Origin of the sequence: Dickeya aquatica, from assembly GCF_900095885.1 — a bacterium.
Lineage (GTDB): Bacteria > Pseudomonadota > Gammaproteobacteria > Enterobacterales > Enterobacteriaceae > Dickeya > Dickeya aquatica.
Window position 1 is genome coordinate 2,779,501 of the sequence record NZ_LT615367.1, and the last position, 21,419, is coordinate 2,800,919.

General features: G+C 53.7%; 13 protein-coding genes and 1 pseudogene. 8 read left to right on the forward strand and 6 right to left on the reverse strand.

The annotated features are described in order from the left end of the window. Position 1 precedes the first annotated feature (1 nt). Positions 2-2,134 (reverse strand): bifunctional 23S rRNA (guanine(2069)-N(7))-methyltransferase RlmK/23S rRNA (guanine(2445)-N(2))-methyltransferase RlmL, encoded by a 2,133-nt coding sequence (gene rlmKL / locus DAQ1742_RS12560; protein WP_180706137.1) that lies wholly within the window; start codon positions 2,132-2,134, stop codon positions 2-4. A gap of 96 nt (positions 2,135-2,230) precedes the next feature. Between rlmKL and DAQ1742_RS12565 the strand changes: the two are divergent. Beyond that, positions 2,231-3,339: pseudogene (locus DAQ1742_RS12565) on the forward strand (YcbX family protein). A 62-nt stretch (positions 3,340-3,401) separates the two neighbouring features. Here the strand turns inward: DAQ1742_RS12565 and DAQ1742_RS12570 are convergent. After that, positions 3,402-3,956, reverse strand: a complete 555-nt coding sequence (locus DAQ1742_RS12570) for a cell division protein ZapC (protein ID WP_035341239.1) — start codon at positions 3,954-3,956, stop codon at positions 3,402-3,404. A gap of 171 nt (positions 3,957-4,127) precedes the next feature. Further along, positions 4,128-5,135, reverse strand: a complete 1,008-nt coding sequence (gene pyrD, locus DAQ1742_RS12575; protein WP_035341236.1) for a quinone-dependent dihydroorotate dehydrogenase — start codon at positions 5,133-5,135, stop codon at positions 4,128-4,130. Positions 5,136-5,393: 258 nt separating this feature from the next. Here pyrD and ssuE point away from each other — a divergent pair, with 258 nt between their 5' ends. The 5 genes from ssuE to ssuB are packed head-to-tail and all read left to right on the forward strand — an operon-like array spanning position 5,394 to position 9,758. Beyond that, positions 5,394-5,966, forward strand: a complete 573-nt coding sequence (gene ssuE / locus DAQ1742_RS12580) for an NADPH-dependent FMN reductase (protein WP_035341233.1) — start codon at positions 5,394-5,396, stop codon at positions 5,964-5,966. A gap of 52 nt (positions 5,967-6,018) precedes the next feature. Beyond that, a complete protein-coding gene (locus tag DAQ1742_RS12585; protein WP_071604067.1) occupies positions 6,019-6,990 on the forward strand; it encodes a sulfonate ABC transporter substrate-binding protein in 972 nt (323 codons plus the stop codon). Positions 6,991-7,021: 31 nt separating this feature from the next. After that, positions 7,022-8,170, forward strand: a complete 1,149-nt coding sequence (ssuD, locus tag DAQ1742_RS12590) for an FMNH2-dependent alkanesulfonate monooxygenase (RefSeq protein WP_035341230.1) — start codon at positions 7,022-7,024, stop codon at positions 8,168-8,170. An 11-nt stretch (positions 8,171-8,181) separates the two neighbouring features. After that, the gene (gene ssuC / locus DAQ1742_RS12595; protein WP_035341227.1) at positions 8,182-8,973 is read left to right on the forward strand and encodes an aliphatic sulfonate ABC transporter permease SsuC; all 792 of its coding nucleotides are present in this window, start codon (positions 8,182-8,184) and stop codon (positions 8,971-8,973) included. Next, positions 8,970-9,758 carry an aliphatic sulfonates ABC transporter ATP-binding protein gene (gene ssuB, locus DAQ1742_RS12600; protein WP_035341224.1) on the forward strand — a complete coding sequence of 263 codons (789 nt, stop codon included), beginning with the start codon at positions 8,970-8,972 and terminating at the stop codon, positions 9,756-9,758. Before ssuC ends, ssuB begins: the two co-directional genes overlap by 4 nt. A 65-nt stretch (positions 9,759-9,823) precedes the next feature. On the opposite strand, the gene DAQ1742_RS12605 is transcribed toward ssuB, so the two are convergent. From DAQ1742_RS12605 to pepN, 3 genes are all read right to left on the reverse strand, one after another. Next, complete coding sequence (locus tag DAQ1742_RS12605) at positions 9,824-12,277, reverse strand: amidohydrolase family protein (RefSeq protein WP_083961012.1); 2,454 nt, start codon at positions 12,275-12,277, stop codon at positions 9,824-9,826. Between the two features lie 9 nt (positions 12,278-12,286). Then, the gene (locus DAQ1742_RS12610) at positions 12,287-15,079 is read right to left on the reverse strand and encodes a P-loop NTPase fold protein (RefSeq protein WP_035341218.1); all 2,793 of its coding nucleotides are present in this window, start codon (positions 15,077-15,079) and stop codon (positions 12,287-12,289) included. A 220-nt stretch (positions 15,080-15,299) separates the two neighbouring features. Then, the gene (gene pepN, locus DAQ1742_RS12615) at positions 15,300-17,915 is read right to left on the reverse strand and encodes an aminopeptidase N (RefSeq protein ID WP_035341216.1); all 2,616 of its coding nucleotides are present in this window, start codon (positions 17,913-17,915) and stop codon (positions 15,300-15,302) included. Between the two features lie 574 nt (positions 17,916-18,489). Here pepN and pncB point away from each other — a divergent pair. Together pncB and asnS are read left to right on the forward strand one after the other, a co-directional pair. Further along, the gene (gene pncB, locus DAQ1742_RS12620) at positions 18,490-19,695 is read left to right on the forward strand and encodes a nicotinate phosphoribosyltransferase (protein ID WP_035341213.1); all 1,206 of its coding nucleotides are present in this window, start codon (positions 18,490-18,492) and stop codon (positions 19,693-19,695) included. Between the two features lie 178 nt (positions 19,696-19,873). Continuing rightward, positions 19,874-21,274, forward strand: a complete 1,401-nt coding sequence (gene asnS, locus DAQ1742_RS12625) for an asparagine--tRNA ligase (RefSeq protein ID WP_035341211.1) — start codon at positions 19,874-19,876, stop codon at positions 21,272-21,274. The last annotated feature ends 145 nt before the right edge of the window (positions 21,275-21,419 follow it).

Sequence of the window (21,419 nt, forward strand, 5' to 3'; positions counted from 1 at the left end):
ATTACTTTTCCTCGAAAGCGTGTGTGAGCAGCCAACTGTTGTGGATCTGGCGGTTACGGGCGAAATCCTGCGACAACGTCTGTGCACTGATGTCCTTCGCCGACAGCCCCAGTGCCGTCAACCCGGCGATATCCATCTGGAAACCGCGCTTGTTATTGGAAAACAGGATGGTGCCGCCGGGGCGTAACATCCGTTTAAGCTGGGTCATCAGCATCAGGTGATCGCGCTGCACATCAAACGATGCCTCCATCCGCTTGGAGTTAGAAAACGTCGGCGGATCGATAAAAATCAGGTCGAACTGTTCGTGCGTCTCCTGCATCCAGGCCAGGCAATCAGCCTGCATCAGGCGATGCTGGCGGCCGGTCAGGCCATTAAGGCGCAGGTTTTTCTCCGCCCACTCCAGATAGGTACGCGACATATCTACCGTGGTGGTGGAGCGAGCGCCACCGAGCCCGGCGTGCACACTGGCGGTGCCGGTATAGGCAAACAGGTTGAGAAAATCTTTGCCTTTGCTCATCTGGCCCAGCATTTGCCGGGCAATGCGGTGGTCGAGAAACAGCCCGGTGTCGAGATAGTCAGTCAGGTTCACCCACAGTTTGGCGTTAAATTCGCTGACTTGCAGAAACTCGCCCTTCTCGGCCATTTTCTCATACTGATTTTTGCCTTTTTGCCGCTCACGGGTTTTCAACACCAAATGGCTGGCCGGAATATCCAGCACGCTAAGGGTGGCATTAATGATGTCAAACACGCGCTGGCGGGCTTTTTGCGCATCGATACTCTTGGGCGGCGCATACTCTTGTACCACCACCCGGCTGCCGTAACGATCTATCGCCACGTTGTACTCCGGCAGGTCAGCATCGTACAGGCGGTAACACGCGATCCCCTGCTGCTGCGCCCATTTTTCCAGTTTGCGCAGGTTCTTGCGCAGGCGGTTGGCAAAATCCTCGGCAAAGACCGCCGTTTGTGGGGTATCGCTCTGCAGCTCGCCTGACGCCAGGCGGTAGTTTTTCTGCACGCACTCCAGCGGGCCGTTTTTCGCCTTGAACTGGCGATCGGCACGCAGTTGCAGACAACTGAGCAGTTCCGGCGAGGCGCTAAACAGCGATAACTGCCAGCCGCCAAACTCACTCTTCATCTTACGGCCCAGCAGGTTATGCAGTGCGATCAGCGCCGGTTCGCTCTCCAGCCGCTCGCCGTAAGGCGGGTTGCTGACAACGGTGCCTGCCGGCCCTTGCGGCAGCGGGTTTTTCAGCTGTGTGGCATCACGCGCGTCAAAAACGATGATTAGTTCGCTGACGCCGGCACGGCGCGCATTGGCGCTGGCAATCTCGATGATGCGCCGGTCAATATCCGAACCGAAGAAACGCGATGTGGTGGCTTGCAGGCCGGCACGGGCGCGCGCTTGCGCGTCGGTTGTGACGCTTTTCCACAGCGCGGCATCGTGCTTTTTCCAGGCCAGAAAGCCCCAATGCTGGCGATGCAGGCCCGGCGCGCGATCGGCGGCCATCATCGCCGCTTCTATCAACAGCGTGCCTGAGCCGCACATCGGGTCACACATCGGCGTGCCCGGCAGCCAGCCCGAGCGCTGCACAATGGCCGCGGCCAGCGTCTCTTTAAGCGGAGCTTGCCCGGCCTGCTCGCGGTAGCCGCGCAGATGCAGCCCTTCACCACTGAGATCCAGCGCAACGCTTGCCTGCTCGCGCTGCAAAAACACATCCACGCGAATATCGGCTTGCTGGCGGGCCACGTCCGGGCGCTGGCCGGTTTTGCGGCTAAAGCTGTCAACAATCGCATCTTTCACCTTGAGCGCACCGTACTGACTGTTGCGAATGACCTCGTTCGTGCCATTGAAATGCACCACAAAGGTGTGATTGACATCAAACATCTCGCTCCAGTCCACCGCCTGCACGCCCAGATATAAATCCAGATCGCTGTAGACCTTAAACGTATTGAGCGGCAACAGAATACGGGACGCCAGGCGGCTCCACATCAGGCTTTGGTACAGCAGCCGATTGTCTCCCTGAAAGTGCACTCCGCCCTGCACCACCGTGCAGTGCTGCGCGCCCAGCGCCTCCAGTTCACTTTTTAACAATTCTTCCAGACCACGCGCCGTGCTGGCAAACAGAGAGTTCATATCGCAGCTATCACCTTAAAGAAAATTGAGGCGCATTATAGCTAATCCCGGCGGCTTGTCATAAAGTTGCCGCTTTCATTCAGCAAGGAGCCCCCTGTGATAGCACTCAACCGGCTTTTTGTTCATCCGGTCAAATCAATGCGTGGCATCAGCCTGTCGCCCATGATGGTCAGCCCCGGCGGGCCTGCGTTTGACCGCATCTTTATGCTAACCGAGCCAGACGGCACCTTTATTACCGCGCGACAGTACCCGCAACTGGTGCTCTTTACCCCCGCGTTGACGCCAGAAGGTCTGTTACTGAGCGCGCCGGATGGCAACACACTGGCGGTTAACTTTACTGATTTCACGCCCTCGCTCGCGCCGACCGAGGTTTGGGGCAACCACTTTGAGGCGCATATTGCCCATGACCCCATCAACCGCTGGCTCAGTGAATACCTGCAACGTCCGGTGCAGTTGCGCTGGCAGGGGCCAGAGCCGTCGCGGCGCGTTAAGCGCCACCCGCAAACACCGCTGCATTTTGCCGATGGCTACCCTTTTTTGCTGGTGAATGAAGCTTCTTTTGACGACTTGCGCCGTCGCTGCGCTGCTGGCGTGCGAATTGAGCAGTTTCGCGCCAATTTGATTGTCAGTGGTGCTCAGCCCTATGCCGAAGACAGTTGGCAAACCGTGCGCATAGGGGACGTGATTTTCGATGTCGCCAAACCCTGTAGCCGCTGCGTACTCACCACTGTCAGCCTCGAGCGCGGGCGTCGCCACCCATCGGGAGAGCCGCTGGCAACGCTGCAACAGTATCGCACCGCGCAAGACGGCGACGTGGATTTCGGCATCAACCTGATAGCGCGTAGCCGTGGCATCCTGCGCGTGGGGGATAGCCTGGAGGTACTGGCCACCAAACCGCCGCGCCCTTACGGAGCCGCAGCTCAGACCGGTGGCGAAAACAAGACGGCTGCACCGGCGGATACACGAGCGGTGCGCATCACCTATCAGGGCAACACCTTTACAGGTAATAACCAGCAGATAGTGCTGGAGCAACTCGAGCAACAGGGGATTCGGGTGCCTTATTCATGCCGGGCAGGGTTGTGCGGATGCTGTCGGCTCACGCTGACACAAGGTGCTGTCGCGCCACTGAAAGCGGGGCACAAACGGATGATGGGGAAATTCTGGCGTGCAGTTGCGTGCCCGTGAGCGATATTACGCTGGATTAAGCCACGCCGCAGCGGCGAAAACACAGGGCAACGCCCCATCACAGGCGGTGCGTTGCCCTGTGTTATCCGGCAAAGGCGTAACGGGGAGAAAGCGTCTCGGGATGCGGCGAATAAAAGCGTAGCCGGTCGTGCATGATTTTAATGGCGTCCGCGCGTTGTAGCGTTTTACCGTTCAGCACCAGTTGCTCTTGTACCAGCAGGCACAGGCTGGCGTTATCGCCGGCCTCCACCACCATGAAATAAGCCGACTCCGGGCGCTCATTTAACATCACACTCACCAGATCACCGGTCTGCGGCATGCCGTCAAGCGCGCCATACACACGAAAATGCCAGCTTTTCGGCATCAGCGGTTTCAAAAAACGGTTCGCCACCAGCGCATTGAGTACCAACTCAGCGGTTTCAGTCGTGGTTAACCCCAAAGGCTGGCACTTCTCCTGAAAAGTGAAAAACAGTGCGGCATCCTCAACGCAAAACGCTGCGGCGCTAAAGGCATCCGGCGTGAGCATGGACGCAGGGAAGTGGGAACAAAACACCTTGCCATTGGCAAGGTCAAGCATCAGGCGCGCCTGTTCGGCATCAAAATACCAGCGCCAGTGATCGTCAGGTATCAGCTTCATGTCTAACCTTTATCCCGAGCCTTTGGCTCAGTTCTGATGCTTTTTATACAGTAGGCTTCACCGCAATAAGGTGAAGAAAATCAAGATGACGTCATTTCATGCAAACGAAGCCGAATATAAACCAGCGTCGCGGGGAAATAAACCCCGACGCTGGCTGCGACAAATGAAAAATCAGATGTGAGTAACAATATCTTTAATCAGGCGAGGGCCGTGATAAATAAACCCGCTATATACCTGCACCAGCGTTGCGCCTGCCGCCAGCTTTTCACGCGCGGCCACCACCGAGTCAATTCCGCCAACGCCAATAATCGGCAAACGCCCGTGTAATTCCTGAGATAAGCGGCGAATCACCTCGGTACTACGCGATTGCAGTGGCCGCCCGCTTAATCCGCCGGTTTGCCCGCAGTGATTCAGGCCCTGAATCAATTGCCTGTCGAGCGTGGTATTGGTGGCAATGACACCGTCAATCTGATGGCGCACCAGGCTGTCGGCAATTTGCACCAACTCCTCGTCGGATAAATCCGGCGCAATTTTTACCGCCACCGGCACATATTTCTGATAACGGGCATGCAGTTCAGCCTGTTTATTTTTTATCGCCTGCAATAAATCATCCAGCGCGTCACCGTATTGCAGCGTGCGCAGCCCCGGCGTGTTCGGTGAGGAAATATTAATGGCGATATAGCCGGAGTGGGCATAGATCTTATCCATACAGAGAAGATAATCGTCTTTGCCCTGCTCAACCGGAGTGTCTTTATTTTTACCGATATTAATGCCAAGCACGCCGCCAAAACGGGCACGTTTCACATTCTCGACCAGATTATCCACCCCACGGTTATTAAACCCCATGCGGTTAATCAGCCCCTGCGCTTCCACCACCCGGAACAGCCGGGGTTTGTCATTGCCCGGTTGCGGGCGTGGCGTCACGGTGCCTATCTCAATAAAACCAAAGCCCATTGCACCGAGCGCATCAATACACTCGCCGTCTTTATCAAGCCCTGCGGCCAGCCCGAGCGGGTTGCGAAACGATAACCCCATACAGATGACAGGTTTGGTCGGCACAGACTGACGCACCAGCCATTCAAAGGGAGTATGGGTAATTCGACGCAACTGATGCAGAGTAAACTCGTGCGCCTGTTCGGGGTCGAGCTGGAATAACGCTTTACGAATGAGGGGATACATGACTTCTCCTGAGTCCCGGTAGCAAACCGGGGGCGTATTATCGTCTATCGGCCCGTGAAAGGGAATTGACCTTGGCCAAAAAACGGCACATCAACGCAATCGTTTTCTTTGCCCAGCCCCTGCGCTGCCGCTTTTTTATTCGTTTTTTCACTTTCCATTCCACAATAAATCATTTTTCGAACCCGCATCCGCTCTGCCAGACTGCAAAACTGTTATTAAATCGTGATGATTGCTAATTTTTGGTTATAAGGAGTCACTATGCGTGTCATAACGCTGGCAGGCAGCCCGCGCTACCCTTCCCGCTCTACCGCTTTATTGCATCACGCCGGTAAGTGGCTGGAAGCACAAGGTGTTGAAGTGTTGCCCTGGCACCTGCACAACTTCGCGCCCGATGATTTGCTCAACGCCCGCTTTGACAGCCCTTCGCTGCAAACGCTCAATAGCCAACTGGCCGAGGCCGACGGCGTATTGATAGCAACGCCCATTTATAAAGCCTCATTTTCCGGCGGCCTGAAAGCGCTGCTCGACTTACTGCCCGAGCGGGCATTTGAGCACAAAGTGGTGTTGCCGCTGGCAAGCGCAGGCTCGATAGCCCACATGCTGGCGATTGATTACAGCCTCAAACCGGTACTCAACGCCCTGAAAGCACAGGAAATTCTACAGGGCGTGTTCGCAGAAGACAGCCAGATAAGCCACTACGACCGCACGCCGGATTTTGCCCCGGCGCTCGAAGCCCGGTTAGAAGACGCGCTGCATCTGTTTTTCCAGGCACTGCTGCGAAGGGCACCAGATGCCCAGCGCCAGCCAGCCCCTGAGCGGCTAAGCGCCTGACCCCAGACTGAACGTTGACATTGCCTTAAACATGGAAATGAGGACACCTGTTATGTTGCACCGCCCGCTGCTCTCGCGTTTGAAACACGCCGCCCTCACGCTGTTGCTCCCGGCACTCGTCGGGGCCACTTCGCTGGCCCATGCGGCCGATCCGGCGCAGTTGCGCGTCGGTTTTCAAAAAGGCTCGGTCAGCCTGGTACTGGCGAAAACCCATCAATTACTGGAAAAGCAGTTTCCCCAGACACAAATCAGTTGGATAGAGTTTCCCGCCGGGCCGCAAATGCTCGAAGCGCTGAACATCGGCAGCATTGATGTCGGCAGTACCGGTGATATTCCACCGCTGTTTGCCCAGGCGGCAGGGGCGGATTTGGTCTATATCGGCGTCGAGCCCCCTAAACCCAAAGCGGAAGTGATTCTGGTACGTGACGACAGCCCGATAAAAACGGTGGCCGACCTGAAAGGCCGTAAAGTTGCCTTCCAGAAAGGTTCCAGCTCGCACAACCTGCTGCTGCGTAACCTGCAAAAAGCCGGGCTGACCTTTGCCGATATTCAGCCTGCTTACCTGACGCCCGCCGATGCGCGCGCCGCCTTTCAGCAAGGCAATGTCGATGCCTGGACCATCTGGGACCCGTACTACTCAGCGGCACTCTTGCAAGGTGGCGTTCGGGTACTGGCCGATGGCACCGACCTGAATTTGACCGGCTCGTTTTATCTGGCCTCACGCGCCTATGCGGAAAAATACGGCCCGTTCCTGCAACAGTTCCTCAATACCCTGACGCTGGCTGACGCGTTAACCCTCAGCCAGCGCGCGCAAAGCGTCACGCTGCTGGCCAACGCCATGGGGCTGCCGGAAGCGGTGATCGCCAGTTATTTCGACCATCGCCCGATTACCGTTATCAAACCGGTGGACGACCGCACGCTGCAAGCGCAACAGCACACCGCCGATCTGTTTTACGACAATCACCTGATCCCAACCCGGCTTGATGTCGCCAGCCGAATCTGGCGTGCCCCGGTCACCCCCTGATATCCAGTTTGAGAGAACGGAGATACTCACAATGAGTCTGAATATTTTCTGGTTCCTGCCCACCCACGGTGACGGCCACTATTTTGGTAAAGGTGAAAACGCCCGCCCGGTCGATCACAGCTATCTGCAACAAATTGCCCAAGCGGCCGACCGTCTGGGCTTTGGCGGCGTCTTGATCCCAACCGGGCGATCTTGCGAGGATTCGTGGCTGGTCGCCGCCTCCCTGATCCCGGTAACGCAGCGGCTGCGCTTTTTGGTTGCGCTACGCCCCGGCATCATTTCGCCTACGCTTGCCGCGCGTCAGGCCGCGACGCTGGACAGGCTCTCCAATGGCCGGGCGTTGTTCAACCTTGTCACCGGCGGCGACCCGGACGAGCTGGCGGCCGAGGGGTTGTTTCTCGATCATGAACAGCGCTACGAAGCCTCTGCCGAATTCACCCGCATCTGGCGCGGGGTGCTGAAAGGCGAAACCGTTGACTATGATGGCAAACATATTCAGGTCAAAGGGGCGAAGCTGCACTACCCGCCGGTACAACAGCCCCATCCGCCGCTCTATTTCGGCGGCTCCTCGGATGCCGCGCTGGATTTGGCCGCCGAACAGGTTGACCTCTACCTCACCTGGGGCGAACCGCCGGCGCAAGTAAAAGAAAAGCTCGACCAGGTGCGCGCCAGAGCCGCAGCGCAGGGGCGACAAGTCCGCTTCGGTATTCGCCTGCACGTTATCGTGCGCGAAACCGCCGAAGAAGCGTGGCAGGCCGCCAACCGGCTCATCTCCAAACTGGATGACGAGACGATTGCCGAAGCGCAGGCATCGCTAAAACGCTTTGACTCGGTAGGCCAGCAACGCATGGTGGCGCTGCATGGCGGCAAACGCGACAAGCTGGAAATCAGCCCCAACCTGTGGGCCGGCATCGGGCTGGTGCGCGGTGGCGCGGGCACGGCGCTGGTGGGCGACCCGCAAACCGTGGCGCAACGCATTGAGGAGTACGCCAGTCTGGGGATTGATACCTTTGTGTTATCAGGCTACCCGCATCTGGAAGAGGCCTACAAGGTGGGCGAGCTGCTGTTCCCGCATCTGGATGTGGCGGTGCCCGAGGTGCCACAGCCGCAGCCGTTACGCTCGCAAGGCGAAATCGTCGGCAATGAATTTGTGCCGCTGTTAAAAGCCGCCCAGAGCTAAGGAGCCTGCCGATGCGCCGGATTGTACACCTCACGGCCGGGCGGCTCACACCCTGGCTACTGCCACTATTACTGGTCGCCGTCTGGCAACTGGCCGCCAGCGCAGGCTGGCTCTCCAGCCGAATTTTGCCGTCACCGCAAGCGATTGTGCTGACGTTCTGGCGGCTGACGCGCAGCGGTGAGCTATGGCAACACCTGAGCATCAGTACCTGGCGGGCACTGACCGGCTTTGCCGTCGGCGGTACGCTGGGGCTGGCGCTGGGGTTTGTCACCGGGTTGTCGCGCACCGGTGAGCGCTTGCTGGATACCTCGATGCAGATGCTGCGCAATGTGCCGCATCTGGCGCTGATCCCGCTGGTGATTTTGTGGTTCGGCATTGATGAAAGCGCCAAGATTTTTCTGGTCGCACTCGGCACGCTGTTCCCCGTTTACCTCAACACCTATCACGGGATCCGCAATATCGACAGCGGCCTGCTGGAGATGGCACGCAGCTACGGCTTATCCGGCTTTCGGCTGTTTTACGAAGTGGTGTTACCGGGGGCGCTGCCATCGATTATGGTTGGCGTGCGCTTCTCGCTCGGTTTGATGTGGCTGACGCTGATTGTGGCTGAAACCATCTCTGCCAGCTCCGGCATCGGTTATCTGGCAATGAATGCGCGCGAATTTCTGCAAACCGATGTGGTGGTAGTGGCGATTATTCTCTACGCCCTGCTGGGCAAACTGGCGGATGTTATCGCCCTGACACTGGAACGGGTTTGGCTACGCTGGCACCCAAGCTGGCAGTTGACGGAGGAAGCAGCATGACACTGTCTCAAGACGCACCGGCACGCCTGAATGCCGGGACACCGGTGCTGATTAATGGCGTGAGCAAACGCTATGGCGCACGCACCATCCTCAACGACATTCACCTGCACATCCCCGCCGGGCAGTTTATCGCGGTGGTCGGGCGCAGCGGTTGCGGCAAAAGCACCTTACTGCGCCTGCTCGCTGGCCTCGAGTCGGCAAGCGCGGGGGCGCTGCTGGCGGGCCGCGCGCCGTTACAGCAGGCGCGTGACGACATTCGGCTAATGTTTCAGGAAGCGCGCTTATTACCCTGGAAACGGGTGCTGGATAACGTCGGCCTCGGGTTACGCGGCGACTGGCGCACCGCCGCGCATCAGGCGCTGGACGCCGTCGGGCTGGCATCACGCGCGGCCGACTGGCCTGCGGCGCTCTCCGGCGGGCAAAAGCAACGGGTGGCGCTGGCGCGCGCATTGATCCATCGCCCCGGCTTGCTGCTACTCGATGAGCCGCTGGGCGCGCTGGATGCGCTGACCCGCATTGAGATGCAGGGGCTGATCGAATCACTCTGGCTACAGCACGGTTTTACCGTATTACTGGTCACGCACGATGTCAGCGAAGCCGTCGCCCTCGCCGACCGGGTGATTCTGATCGAAGACGGTCAAGTCGGGTTGGATGTGGCGATTGACCTGCCGCGCCCGCGCCGCCGTGGTTCCGCCCGGCTGGCAGAGCTGGAAGCACAGGTGCTGGAGCGGATACTGACGCCGGTGGCTCGCGCGACACAGCCCGCGCCTCAGCGCGTCGGTTGATGAGATGGTTGATGAGATATTCGCCACCAAGGGGGCGACAGTGTTTCACTGCCCCCTGCTCTTCTTTAAAGCGGATAATCGAAGCGGTAAATGCGTCCGTTCTCATTGAGTGCCGCCACCTGCGCCAGTGCATCCTGCTCGCTGTAGCCAAATTCGTTCATCAGCACGGTAAACAGATGATAGAACTCCCCTTTCATATCGGTGACAAAAATCCCCTGATCGTCAGATCCTAATGCCACCGACATAGGATGATCGCCTGCAACATAACGCTCGGGAAGATGCATCCAGCGGAATACATGGTGCTGGGTAATATCCTCGTAATAACTGATCCTGACATTGCTGGTCGGCAGCGTTTCAATCACTATATGTTTTTCACGCACCCGCTTTTGCACGTATTGCTGTGCAGCAAGCAGGGTACTGTCAGGCAGAAAATCGGTGTCGAACTCGGCGGAGGCTTCATACCGCGTGATCACGTCTGCATCAAACCAGCGCTGTTTCAGCAATATCAACGCCTCTTTGCCATAGCGTTTTGCAAACTCACCGACCCGCTCGAACTCTTCTCCCAGCCAGCCCACCGGCCTGTCCGTCTTATCTTGCAGATAATTTCGCACCTGTATGGGGTCAAGCCCGCGACCGTCAAAAAAGAGCTGTAACACGACGATGGAAGGGTGCTGTGCAAAAATCCGGTACGCCAGCATCGCAATTTCGCTATCCAGCCGTACCAGCGATAAATCGCTGCCCTCTCGCTGTTCCAGTAATAACTTGCGTACAAACAGCAGGTTTTCCAGCCATTCGCCTTGCTTAATGAACAACGTCTCCGGCATTTTCGTACGCCAAAACGTCGGCATAATACCAATCGCCGTAGCATGACCGATGCGATCGCCATTCGATAACTCCAGCAGCGTCAGGCTGTCATAGACGGCGCGAATGCCACTGATCAGATGTTCAAAATCCTCCCCGGCGTGATAGGTGAAATGGGCGATACCCTGACGGCGTGCCTGACGAAAAAGCACGGCGAACACTTCCGGTGGAGCCTCGCGCTCATTGGCAGCGGCATCAAACCCGGTAAGCAGCGAGCGCAACGCCGGAAACGCCTCCAGCACCTGAAATAATGCATGAGCACGCATCAACACACCTTCACGTAGTGCGCTGAAATGGGAAGAGCCATCACGATAATCCCAGTGACGTTTGATGAAATGCACCACCAGCCGCAGCGCCGGACGTGTCGCGCCAAGACAGGCTTGTGCCAGCGCATTTAACTCTGGTGGCTTATCAAGCGATGACGCACTCGGGTTCTGGTAGTCCCAAAACCCGTCAAGGATACGCGTGATCAGTTGCTTATTCTTATCGGACGTGTCTTTCGGCGCAAAGCGCCCTTCAATCGTCGCCATCATCGATGTGCCCGATGTCCGCTCACCATGTAACTGATAAAAACGGGCAGCATAGCGTTCTTCTATCGGCTCACGTGGACCTAACTCGGTAAATTTCTGGAACTGATCAAAACCTATCTGATCGGTGCGCTGCACCAGCAAACGCTGAAACAGGTTCATGCATAGCAAATACAGCCAATAGCAGGCATCTTCCGTCGCCGACGGATGAGCGCGCAACGCATGTAACACCCGGATATGAAAATGCAGCTCGCACAGGCCCTGATACTGTTGCTCCTGAGCATACGCCGCCTGTTCCCAGGCAAAAAAGCCCGCGTCGGGAGCGACAATATCGTCACAGCGCAGCAAGTCAGCAAAGTGCTGTTTTGCCGGTTTACCCTCACACGCCGGGTGATACCGACCTTCGGCCCAGCGTAGTAGCCACTCGCGGCAATAACGCGCGATATGCAGCATACGGCTCACTTTAATCGGGGTATCCAGCGAGTGGGCTACGGCATAAAAGCGCCGCAATCGGGTAGGGTCATCCTTACGGCTTTTCTCCATTTCATTAATCAGCGCATCAGGATTCAGCAGGCTGTGATGCCACATCAGTTCCACAAAGGTCGTACCGTTAAGGTGCATATGCGCTTCATGCAACCCTTCGTGTTGCAGATAATCTTCAACGCGTGGATGCCAGGGTGACACAATCGGCCGGTAACCCAACGTCTGCTTCAGCCGCGCCAGTAATTCAAACAACGGTGGGCACGTCTTGCCGCACCACATCTGCTCCAGTTGATAAGCGATAACCGGGAAACCAGATTGATTCGCCACCCAGTTTTGCCACTCGCCAAAGCGCGACTGGCGCACCGCCAGCCGACGCTGATCTTCGTCCAGATGGTAGCGAGCCGCCTGCCCAAGCAACGCCCTGCACCACCCTTTGGCTTCACGCTGACGTGACAGCAAGTGATCCCAGTGGCGCTCAAACATCGGGTCGGTATGGGTAAACTGTCTCTGATACCAACTGTTATACGTCACGGCTTCGATGTCTTTTTCCGGCAAAGTCGAGCGCTCACCCGACAGCAACAACGGCAGTTGCGTCAGCAAAAGCTCATACAACCGGGGCTCCGCAAGAAGATATTGGTTGAGAAACATGTTGTGGCCTTACTTTGTATTTAGTTGCGAGCTTTTCTTTTCTGTAAAACACCCAGAAATAGGCAGTCTGGAAATATATAAATACTTGTCTTGCGCAGATGCCTCACCGGTTTTCCCTGATACTGAAATCGTTTTCTTTATAGAGTACAGGTCTTTCATCAAGTCGGTGGATAGAATTGCCTGATATAATTTTTCTCGGTCTGTTCTTTTATTTTTAATAGGGTTAATCAATGTAATATCCTCATCACTTTCCATGTAAAAACCTGACGAATTTAAGTCAGGGAGTAAAAATGGAAGAATTAATGGACACCGAATTATCTCGCTAGTCACAGGAAGGAAATTACAAAAAAAACCGCTCTTAACATATTCATCATATTGTTCATTTTCATCAAAAAAATCAGTAACACGCTTTATGTTAATAACTAACTCCTTAGGTGAAGAGGCTGTATTTTTAGCGGAAATAAATTTCCTCACCAATCCCTCTGGGATATTTTTATTATAGTTAACTTCCTCTATCATAAATGCATTTATTACTCCAAAAACAAATGATGAAAATAGGTGACTAAGCAGAATATCTTCTTTCCTTTCCACATCTTTATATAAAAATTTGCTACCTGAGAAATCTTCAGAAGCAGGAAGCAGCGTATACTGAATTCGCTCCCAGACTTTTCCCATTAGTAATGATGAGCAAGTTATTTTACTCTTTCCCTTCCACGCTGTGATTTTATCATTCAGAATTTTTATATACTTATTCTCTAAGTTTTGTGTATCATCATCGCTTGCATCATCCTCAACATCCTCATCTTCCGTCTCTTTTTTCCTATCCAAAAAGACCGGATAACCAAACGTCTGTACTGAAATGAAGCGCTCAATTGGATAATCACTGTTTTTATCAAGCAACCGAGCCATTACCGCCAGCAAGCTAAAAATAGAAATATAATCTCTTTTTTCTGCCCCTTCCTGGACACTGCTGGCGGATGCCAAAATAGTCACTGCTGACACCACATCAACATAATTCTGATTAACTTTATCCAGATTACTGGAAAGCCAGCTTAACGACTTTATCAAATCATCTTTTCCACATCCGGTTAGCTTTTCAAAGCGGCCCGCATCAAACCTGCTACTCCTTCTCCTATTGACTTTTATTACTCCACCATGAATTTGCTTTAATGCATTATCATATCCATGAAAAATAACCGGATTACAATGCGCCACGACTCCAGTAACATTTTCCCCTCGAGTTAATCCAAGGTACTCAACATATGCTCTTGGCAGATTATTTACCCCTTTTTCTTTTTCAGCCAAATAGTGCATATAAATATTAGCTGGCATTGCACTGGTTAGCATAAAGGTCAGTGCGTTTGACAGTGTATTTTCTTCTAACAACCGATTAACCACCATCGCCAAATATATTTTTACAGCATTATAAGCATCATCATCGCTATCCGGACGTAAATAAAATCCAGTTTCAAGTTCGCCATTTTTATGGCATAGGATAAATATTGCACAAGCAATTTTGTTAAGGTCTTTATCTCCACCATCCAGTAAAGAATAATCAATATTTTGATCGATAATTTCACCAATAAAAATACGTTTTAATGCCGATATAACTAAATCTCGTAATTCAGGTGATTCAGTTAATTTTCCATCCTGGTTAACTGGCATCATTTTTAACAACTGCACGACGGTTCGTATTGGCTGATAAAGAATAAAATTCCGATAATATTTTTGCTGTGCATCCTTAATCTTTAGCGTAAGAGAAATAATATCAGACAAGAGATCCGATGATTTCTTACCTATACTCTGCTCAGCGCTTTCAATGCCTTGGTATATCTTACCACCTTTTGAGAAAATCACTTTCCTATTTTTATTTTCAAATAACTGAATTAACAATTTTAAGTCGATGCGTTGATAGGCTGGAAAAATTTTTGCCATATATTGCTGGGTTAAATGGCTTACCAAATCCCTAGTCTCTTTTTCATCATTGCTCTGTTTGCCACCAGATTGTAATTCAAGTTGTTTTTTGTTTTTGACAATATGATTGTATAGTCTTAAATCCCCGGAAATCAGCACCACGACCCTGGGGTGATTGAGGTAGCAGCGGATAGTTTCCAGCACCTCATAAGCTTTTTCAGTATGGGTATCAACATCATCAATGGCAATGATAAATAATTCTTTATTTAATGCATCTGAAATTTCATTAATAAAATGGTGTAGCCGTTCTTCTAAACATTGCCCGCTCTTAGCACTTTTCAACGTCTGACTTAAGAACCAGCTATCGTCATGTTTATCATGGTTTGTTTTATGGTGACTGGCGAGTTTCAGCCCTTCCGCCATATCTTCAAGGCATTTATTCAGTCGCTGACTTTTCTCTTCATCCATACAATACTTAAGCTTGCTGTCATAGAGTTGTTTAAACTTTACGACAATATCAATCAGGATATTTTGATGTGTCTCGATTAAGGTCGGATCTATAAACGCCAGAGGAAAAACACCATCACTATTCTTTTCCTCAGAGTAATAATTCAACATCGCTCTTAGAAAGGTAGTTTTACCGGTGCCGCGTTGGCCATTAATAAAAATGGTATTATTTTTACGAGTTATTTCATCTAGAAAACCATTACTATTCGGCTGGCGTGATTTTTCTTTATTGTATTTTTTCACATCTTCAACAAAACCGTTCAGTAATTGAACTAATTGATCTTTCGCCGCATATTGCAGCATGGTGCTTTCATCGTATCGATTTAAATCAAATACATTATCGAGATCAATAATAATCTTACTAATACTTTCATTACTCATAAACACTCCATGCCATTAAATTATATTGAAATAACAAAGCAGATAGTCTTATTTTACGGCCAAAGTTATTACACTCAGATAATTGAATGTCAATAAAAGCAGGATAGGTGGCAGGTGATATAACTAACCGAATGGCTGTAATGTGATGGAATTAAAAAAGCCGGGACTTTCCCGGCTTTGACGGTGAGCGAATAAATAACCCACCCTTGATGTTTAAACTTTACGCCTCCAGCGCTTTCGTGATTTTCTCGAACAGATCGCCGGAGAGGTTTTCCAGCCCTTTGAGGGTTTCCAGCGCCTGGCGCATCAGCGCCTGACGCGCTGAATCGTAACGCTTAAGGCGGATTAACGGTTCGATCAGGCGCGAGGCCACCTGCGGGTTGCGGGTGTTCAGTTCGGTCAACATGTCGGTGAGAAACTGATAACCGCTGCCGTCTTTGGCGTGGAATGCTGACGGATTACCGGCACAGAAGCCGCCAACCAGCGAACGCACCCGGTTGGGGTTGCCAAGGCTAAATGAGCGGTGGTTAAGCAAGTCGCGTACCCGCGCCAGCACCCCGGCCGCCGGGCTGCTGGCCTGCAAGATAAACCATTTGTCCATCACCAGGCCATCGTGGTGCCAGCGTTCATCAAACGCCGCCAGTAGCGTATCGGCGCAAGGCAACTGCGCGGCCACGGCCGCGCTCATTGCCGCCAGCGAATCCGTCATGTTATCCGCTTCATGGAACTGCGCCGTCACCCATTTATCCGCCTCGGCGCGATCGGCAAAGGCCAGATAGCTGAGGCAGAGATTACGCAGCGCGCGTTTGCCCATATCGTGTTGGTCAACGCGGTATTGCGCGAGCTTATTGGCGCGATACACCGCCAGCAGTTCATCCGCCATCTCGTGTGCCAGCGTGTGCACCAGCATCTGGCGCACGGCAGCAATCGCATCCGGGTCGATGACCTCAAACAACTCGGCCATTTCGTTTTCACCCGGCAACGACAAGATCTGTGCTGCCAGCATCGGGTCGAGTGCCTCATCCAGCAACACGCCCCGGAACGCATCAACCACATGCAGCGGCAGCGACAACGGCTGTTGCTGCTGGAAACGCGCCACGTTCAGGCGAATATAGTTACCCAACAGGCTTTGTGCCGCATCCCAGCGTGAGAAGGCATTGCTGGCGTGGCGCATCAGGAAGGTGAGCTGTTCATCACGCCACGGGTAATTGAGTTTTACCGGTGCCGAAAACTCACGCAGCAGTGACGGCACCGGCTGGCAAGGCACATCGTCAAACACGAAGGTTTGCTCCGCTGCGGTGACATTGAGCACCGACCCCAGCGCCTGCCCTTTCTGGCGCAGCGCAATCACCCGGCCTTCGTTATCATACAACTCGACATCCAGCGGAATGTGCAGCGGCAGCTTGTCTTGCTTGTCCGCGCCGACCGGCGTCATCTGGCTGACGTGCAAGCGGTACTGGCGGGTCGCTGCGTCATACTCGTCGCTCACGGTCACCACCGGCGTGCCCGACTGGCTGTACCAGCGGCGGAACTGCGATAAATCCACGCTTGAGGCGTCTTCCATCGCCTGCACGAAGTCATCACAGGTGGCAGCGCTGCCGTCATGACGGTCAAAATAGAGCCGCATTCCTGCCTGGAATTTCTCTTCGCCCAGCAGGGTGTGCATCATGCGGATCACTTCCGAGCCTTTTTCATACACCGTCAGGGTGTAGAAGTTATTCATCTCGATGACTTTGTCCGGGCGAATGGGGTGCGACATCGGGCTGGCGTCTTCGGCGAACTGCGCGCCGCGCATCACCCGCACGTTGTCAATGCGATTGGCCGGGCGGGAACCGACGTCCGAGCTGAACTCCTGATCGCGGAATACCGTCAGCCCCTCTTTGAGGCTCAACTGGAACCAGTCGCGGCAGGTGACGCGGTTGCCGGTCCAGTTATGGAAATATTCGTGGGCGATCACCGCTTCGATACCGAGATAGTCCTTATCGGTGGCGGTTTCGGCTTTGGCCAGCACATATTTGGAGTTGAAAATGTTCAGCCCTTTATTTTCCATCGCCCCCATGTTGAAGAAGTCCACCGCCACTATCATATAGATGTCGAGGTCGTACTCCAGGCCAAAGCGGGTTTCATCCCACTTCATGGCGTTTTTCAGCGAGGTCATGGCCCAGTCGGCCCGGTCGAGGTTGCCGCGATCGACAAACAGTTCCAGCGCGACATCACGGCCGGAACGGGTGACAAAAGTGTCGCGCAACACGTCAAAATCACCGGCCACCAGCGCGAACAGGTAGCAGGGTTTCGGGAACGGATCTTGCCATTCCACCCAGTGGCGGCCATCCTCCAGCTCGCCTTGCGCCACGCGGTTGCCGTTAGAGAGCAGATACGGGTAGCGGCTTTTCTCTGCCGTAATGCGGGTGGTAAAGCGCGCCAGCACATCCGGCCGGTCAAGATAATAGGTGATATGGCGAAAGCCTTCTGCCTCGCACTGGGTACACAGCGCCTCGCCCGACTGGTATAACCCTTCCAGCGCGCTGTTCGCCGCCGGGCTAATTTGCGTTTCGATACGCAACGTGAAGGCCTCTGGCACGCCGGTCAGCTCAAGTGCACCAGCCGTTTCACGGTAAGCCGACCACTCTTGCCCGTTCACCGTGACCCCAAGTAACGTCAACCCTTCACCATTAAGGCGTAATACCGCGCCTTTTTCTCCCCGTAACACCACCTGGCTGGTTGCCACGACACGGGTCTGCTGTGCACCGAGATCAAAATCCAGCGCGATGTCAGTGATGGTGTAATCCGGCGCACGGTAGTCGTGCCGATATTTTACCTGTGGTTGTTGACTCATAACTGATTACCTTATGACTAAATGAGGGATAGCGCCGTATGCTCCGGCCACCGCATCATGCTTTCCTTCTTTCTTCTCTGTAGTGCTGTATAAAGAAAGAAACGCCTGAAACCCGCTATGGCAGCGCTGCACTATCCTGATGTATTCGCCCGGCAAACAAGAACAAACAGCGGCAACACGCCGCTGTTTTTACTCCGCCAAATGACGGGTCATCTTGTCTGTTTTTCACGCTGTTCCGTTACGCAACAGGCTGTTAGGTCTATTAAAGGGGAGAGACCGGAGGAATGCAAACTTTCTGCATTCATTCTCAATATTGCCATGAGCAGCGCGTGAGTGCTGTTTTTTTGTTTAGTATAAAAAACATTATGATTCAATCACTCCTGTTAAATCTGGCGTAAAAACAGATACTTTTTTGTCACAATCGCACAATTGAATCTCGCCTTCATCCGCCCAATATGATGTGATAAGCGCCATTGAACAGACAGCCGGCTGATACAACCGCGCCAGCGCTGCTAAACAGCACTGTCAACTGCATTAAACAAGATTGTCTTAAACGAGGATGCGGGAACGCATTATGACTTTACACACCTCCCCGATACTGACCTCATTGCTGGATACCGATGCCTATAAACTGCACATGCAGCAGGCGGTATACCACCATTATCATGATGTTCATGTTGCAGCGGAGTTCCGCTGCCGTGGCGATGAGTTACTGGGAGTCTATGCCGATGAGATTCGTGCACAGATAGACGCCATGAGTCAGTTATCGTTACGTGATGACGAATACGCGTATCTCGCATCATTGCCGTTTTTTAAACCCGACTACCTCAACTGGCTGAAAACCTTTCGTTTTAACCCGGCACAGATAGTCGTCAGTCAGCATCAGGGCAAGCTGGATATTCGCATCACCGGCCCGTGGCACGAAGTCATTTTATGGGAAGTGCCGTTGCTGGCGGTGATCAGTGAAGTCGTGCATCACGCCCGCCACCCGGGTGATTATACCGGGGTGGCCCTGGCGCAATTGCAACACACGCTCGATGCATTTCGCACGCTCAGTGCCGATGTGGATTTAAGCGGTTTCCGCCTGATGGACTTCGGCACCCGCCGCCGTTTCTCCCGTCACGTACATCACGACATTGTGCGCACCCTGAAGGCACAATTCCCGTGGCTTATCGGCACCAGCAACTATTTTCTCGCCCATCAGTTGCAGCTCACCCCGGTGGGAACGCAGGCACACGAGTGGTTTCAGGCCCATCAGCAAATCAGCCCGACGCTTGCCAGCAGCCAGCGTGCAGCGCTTGATGCCTGGTTGCAGGAGTACCCCAATCAGCTCGGCATCGCCCTGACGGACTGCATCACGATGGATGCCTTCTTACGCGACTTCGACCAGCGCTTCGCCGAGCGTTATCAGGGGTTGCGCCACGACTCGGGCGACCCTATCGAATGGGGCGAAAAAGCCATTGCCCATTACCGCGCATTGGATATCGACCCCATGAGTAAGACGCTGGTGTTTTCCGATAATCTTAATCTGGAAAAAGCGCTACACCTCTACCGCCATTTTCAGCAACGCATTCCGGTGGTATTTGGTATCGGCACTCGCCTGACTTGCGATATTCCGGGTATCAAACCGCTGAATATCGTTATCAAGCTGGTGGAGTGCAACGGTAAACCGGTGGCCAAATTATCAGACAGCCCCGGTAAAACCATCTGTCAGGATCAGGCCTTCGTCAGCGCACTGCGCAAAGCGTTCGATTTGCCACGCGTAAAAAAAGCCTCCTGAGGCGCACCTTACTGCCTACTCTTTAATCCGCCGACACCGCTATCGCATAAAACTTAGTGCGTTGCGGTGATTTCCACTTGTGTCCTGCAAGGCGACAAGTAACATAAACCCACGCCCCATGATGGGGCGATAGGCGTATTGATGAATTCCACCCACATTGACCAATAGAGAGAATGTTATGAGCGTAGTGCCTGTAGTCGATGTACTGCAAGGCCGTGTCGCCGTTGACAGTGACGTCACCGTGCGCGGCTGGGTACGTACCCGGAGAGACTCTAAAGCCGGTATTTCCTTTATCGCCGTCTATGACGGTTCCTGCTTTGATTCGCTACAGGCCGTCGTGAATAATAATCTGGACAATTACCAGAGTGACGTACTGCGCCTGACCACCGGCTGCTCTGTCGAAGTGACGGGCAAAGTGGTTGAATCCCCCGGTGAAGGGCAAAGTTTTGAACTTCAGGCAACGGCCATCAATGTGGTTGGCTGGGTCGATGACCCGGACACCTACCCGATGGCCGCCAAACGTCACAGCATCGAGTATCTGCGTGAAGTGGCGCACCTGCGCCCGCGCACCAACCTGATTGGTGCTGTCGCACGCGTGCGTCACACGCTGGCGCAGGCTATTCATCGTTTCTTCCACCAGAACGGTTTTTATTGGGTTTCCACCCCGCTCATCACCGCCTCAGACACCGAAGGTGCCGGTGAAATGTTCCGCGTCTCCACGCTGGATTTGGAAAACCTGCCGCGTAACGAGCAAGGCCGGGTCGATTTCAGCGAAGACTTCTTCGGCAAAGAAGCCTTTCTGACAGTATCAGGCCAGCTTAACGGCGAAACCTATGCCTGCGCGCTGTCTAAAATCTACACCTTCGGGCCAACCTTCCGGGCGGAAAACTCCAACACCAGCCGTCACCTGGCCGAGTTCTGGATGATTGAACCCGAAGTCGCTTTCGCCACACTGGACGATGTCGCCTCACTGGCGGAAAACTTGCTGAAATTCGTGTTTCAGGCAGTGCTGGAAGAGCGCGCCGATGACATGAAATTCTTCGCCGAGCGAGTCGATAAAGACGCTGTAAGCCGTCTGGAGCGCTTTGTCAGTTCCGATTTCGCACAGGTGGATTACACCGATGCGATAACCATTCTGGAAAACTGCGGGCAGACGTTTGAGAACCCGGTGTCCTGGGGCATCGACCTCTCTTCCGAGCACGAACGCTACCTGGCCGAAAAGCATTTTCAGGCACCGGTGGTCGTCAAAAATTACCCGAAAGATATCAAAGCGTTTTATATGCGCATGAATGAAGATGGGAAAACCGTGGCGGCCATGGATGTGCTGGCTCCCGGCATTGGCGAAATTATCGGTGGTTCGCAGCGTGAAGAGCGTCTGGAGCAGTTGGACGCCCGTCTGGAAGAAATGGGGCTCAGTAAAGAAGATTACTGGTGGTATCGCGATCTGCGTCGTTACGGCACCATTCCACATTCTGGCTTCGGTCTCGGCTTTGAACGCCTGATTGCGTATGTAACCGGTGTACAAAACGTGCGCGATGTGATCCCGTTCCCGCGTACACCGCGCAATGCAAGTTTCTAAGCAAAAAATTACATAAGAAAAACAAATATCTGCATCAACAAGGGCACCCTGGCGGTGCCCTTGTTTTTTTATTTTAGAGATCGCTCACAAAGTTCCGCTTTATTTACAAATTGTAATACAAATTTTCTATTGGTTACTCGATTTC

What these genes read in the sequence shown, in the direction of transcription:
- pncB (WP_035341213.1), top strand. Translation starts at nt 18,490, where the DNA reads ATGACTTTACACACCTCCCCGATACTGACCTCATTGCTGGATACCGAT.
- DAQ1742_RS12570 (WP_035341239.1), bottom strand. Translation starts at nt 3,956, where the DNA reads ATGAAGCTGATACCTGACGATCACTGGCGCTGGTATTTTGATGCCGAA.
- pyrD (WP_035341236.1), bottom strand. Translation starts at nt 5,135, where the DNA reads ATGTATCCCCTCATTCGTAAAGCGTTATTCCAGCTCGACCCCGAACAG.
- ssuE (WP_035341233.1), top strand. Translation starts at nt 5,394, where the DNA reads ATGCGTGTCATAACGCTGGCAGGCAGCCCGCGCTACCCTTCCCGCTCT.
- DAQ1742_RS12605 (WP_083961012.1), bottom strand. Translation starts at nt 12,277, where the DNA reads ATGTTTCTCAACCAATATCTTCTTGCGGAGCCCCGGTTGTATGAGCTT.
- rlmKL (WP_180706137.1), bottom strand. Translation starts at nt 2,134, where the DNA reads ATGAACTCTCTGTTTGCCAGCACGGCGCGTGGTCTGGAAGAATTGTTA.
- pepN (WP_035341216.1), bottom strand. Translation starts at nt 17,915, where the DNA reads ATGAGTCAACAACCACAGGTAAAATATCGGCACGACTACCGTGCGCCG.
- DAQ1742_RS12585 (WP_071604067.1), top strand. Translation starts at nt 6,019, where the DNA reads ATGTTGCACCGCCCGCTGCTCTCGCGTTTGAAACACGCCGCCCTCACG.
- DAQ1742_RS12610 (WP_035341218.1), bottom strand. Translation starts at nt 15,079, where the DNA reads ATGAGTAATGAAAGTATTAGTAAGATTATTATTGATCTCGATAATGTA.
- ssuB (WP_035341224.1), top strand. Translation starts at nt 8,970, where the DNA reads ATGACACTGTCTCAAGACGCACCGGCACGCCTGAATGCCGGGACACCG.
- ssuD (WP_035341230.1), top strand. Translation starts at nt 7,022, where the DNA reads ATGAGTCTGAATATTTTCTGGTTCCTGCCCACCCACGGTGACGGCCAC.
- asnS (WP_035341211.1), top strand. Translation starts at nt 19,874, where the DNA reads ATGAGCGTAGTGCCTGTAGTCGATGTACTGCAAGGCCGTGTCGCCGTT.
- ssuC (WP_035341227.1), top strand. Translation starts at nt 8,182, where the DNA reads ATGCGCCGGATTGTACACCTCACGGCCGGGCGGCTCACACCCTGGCTA.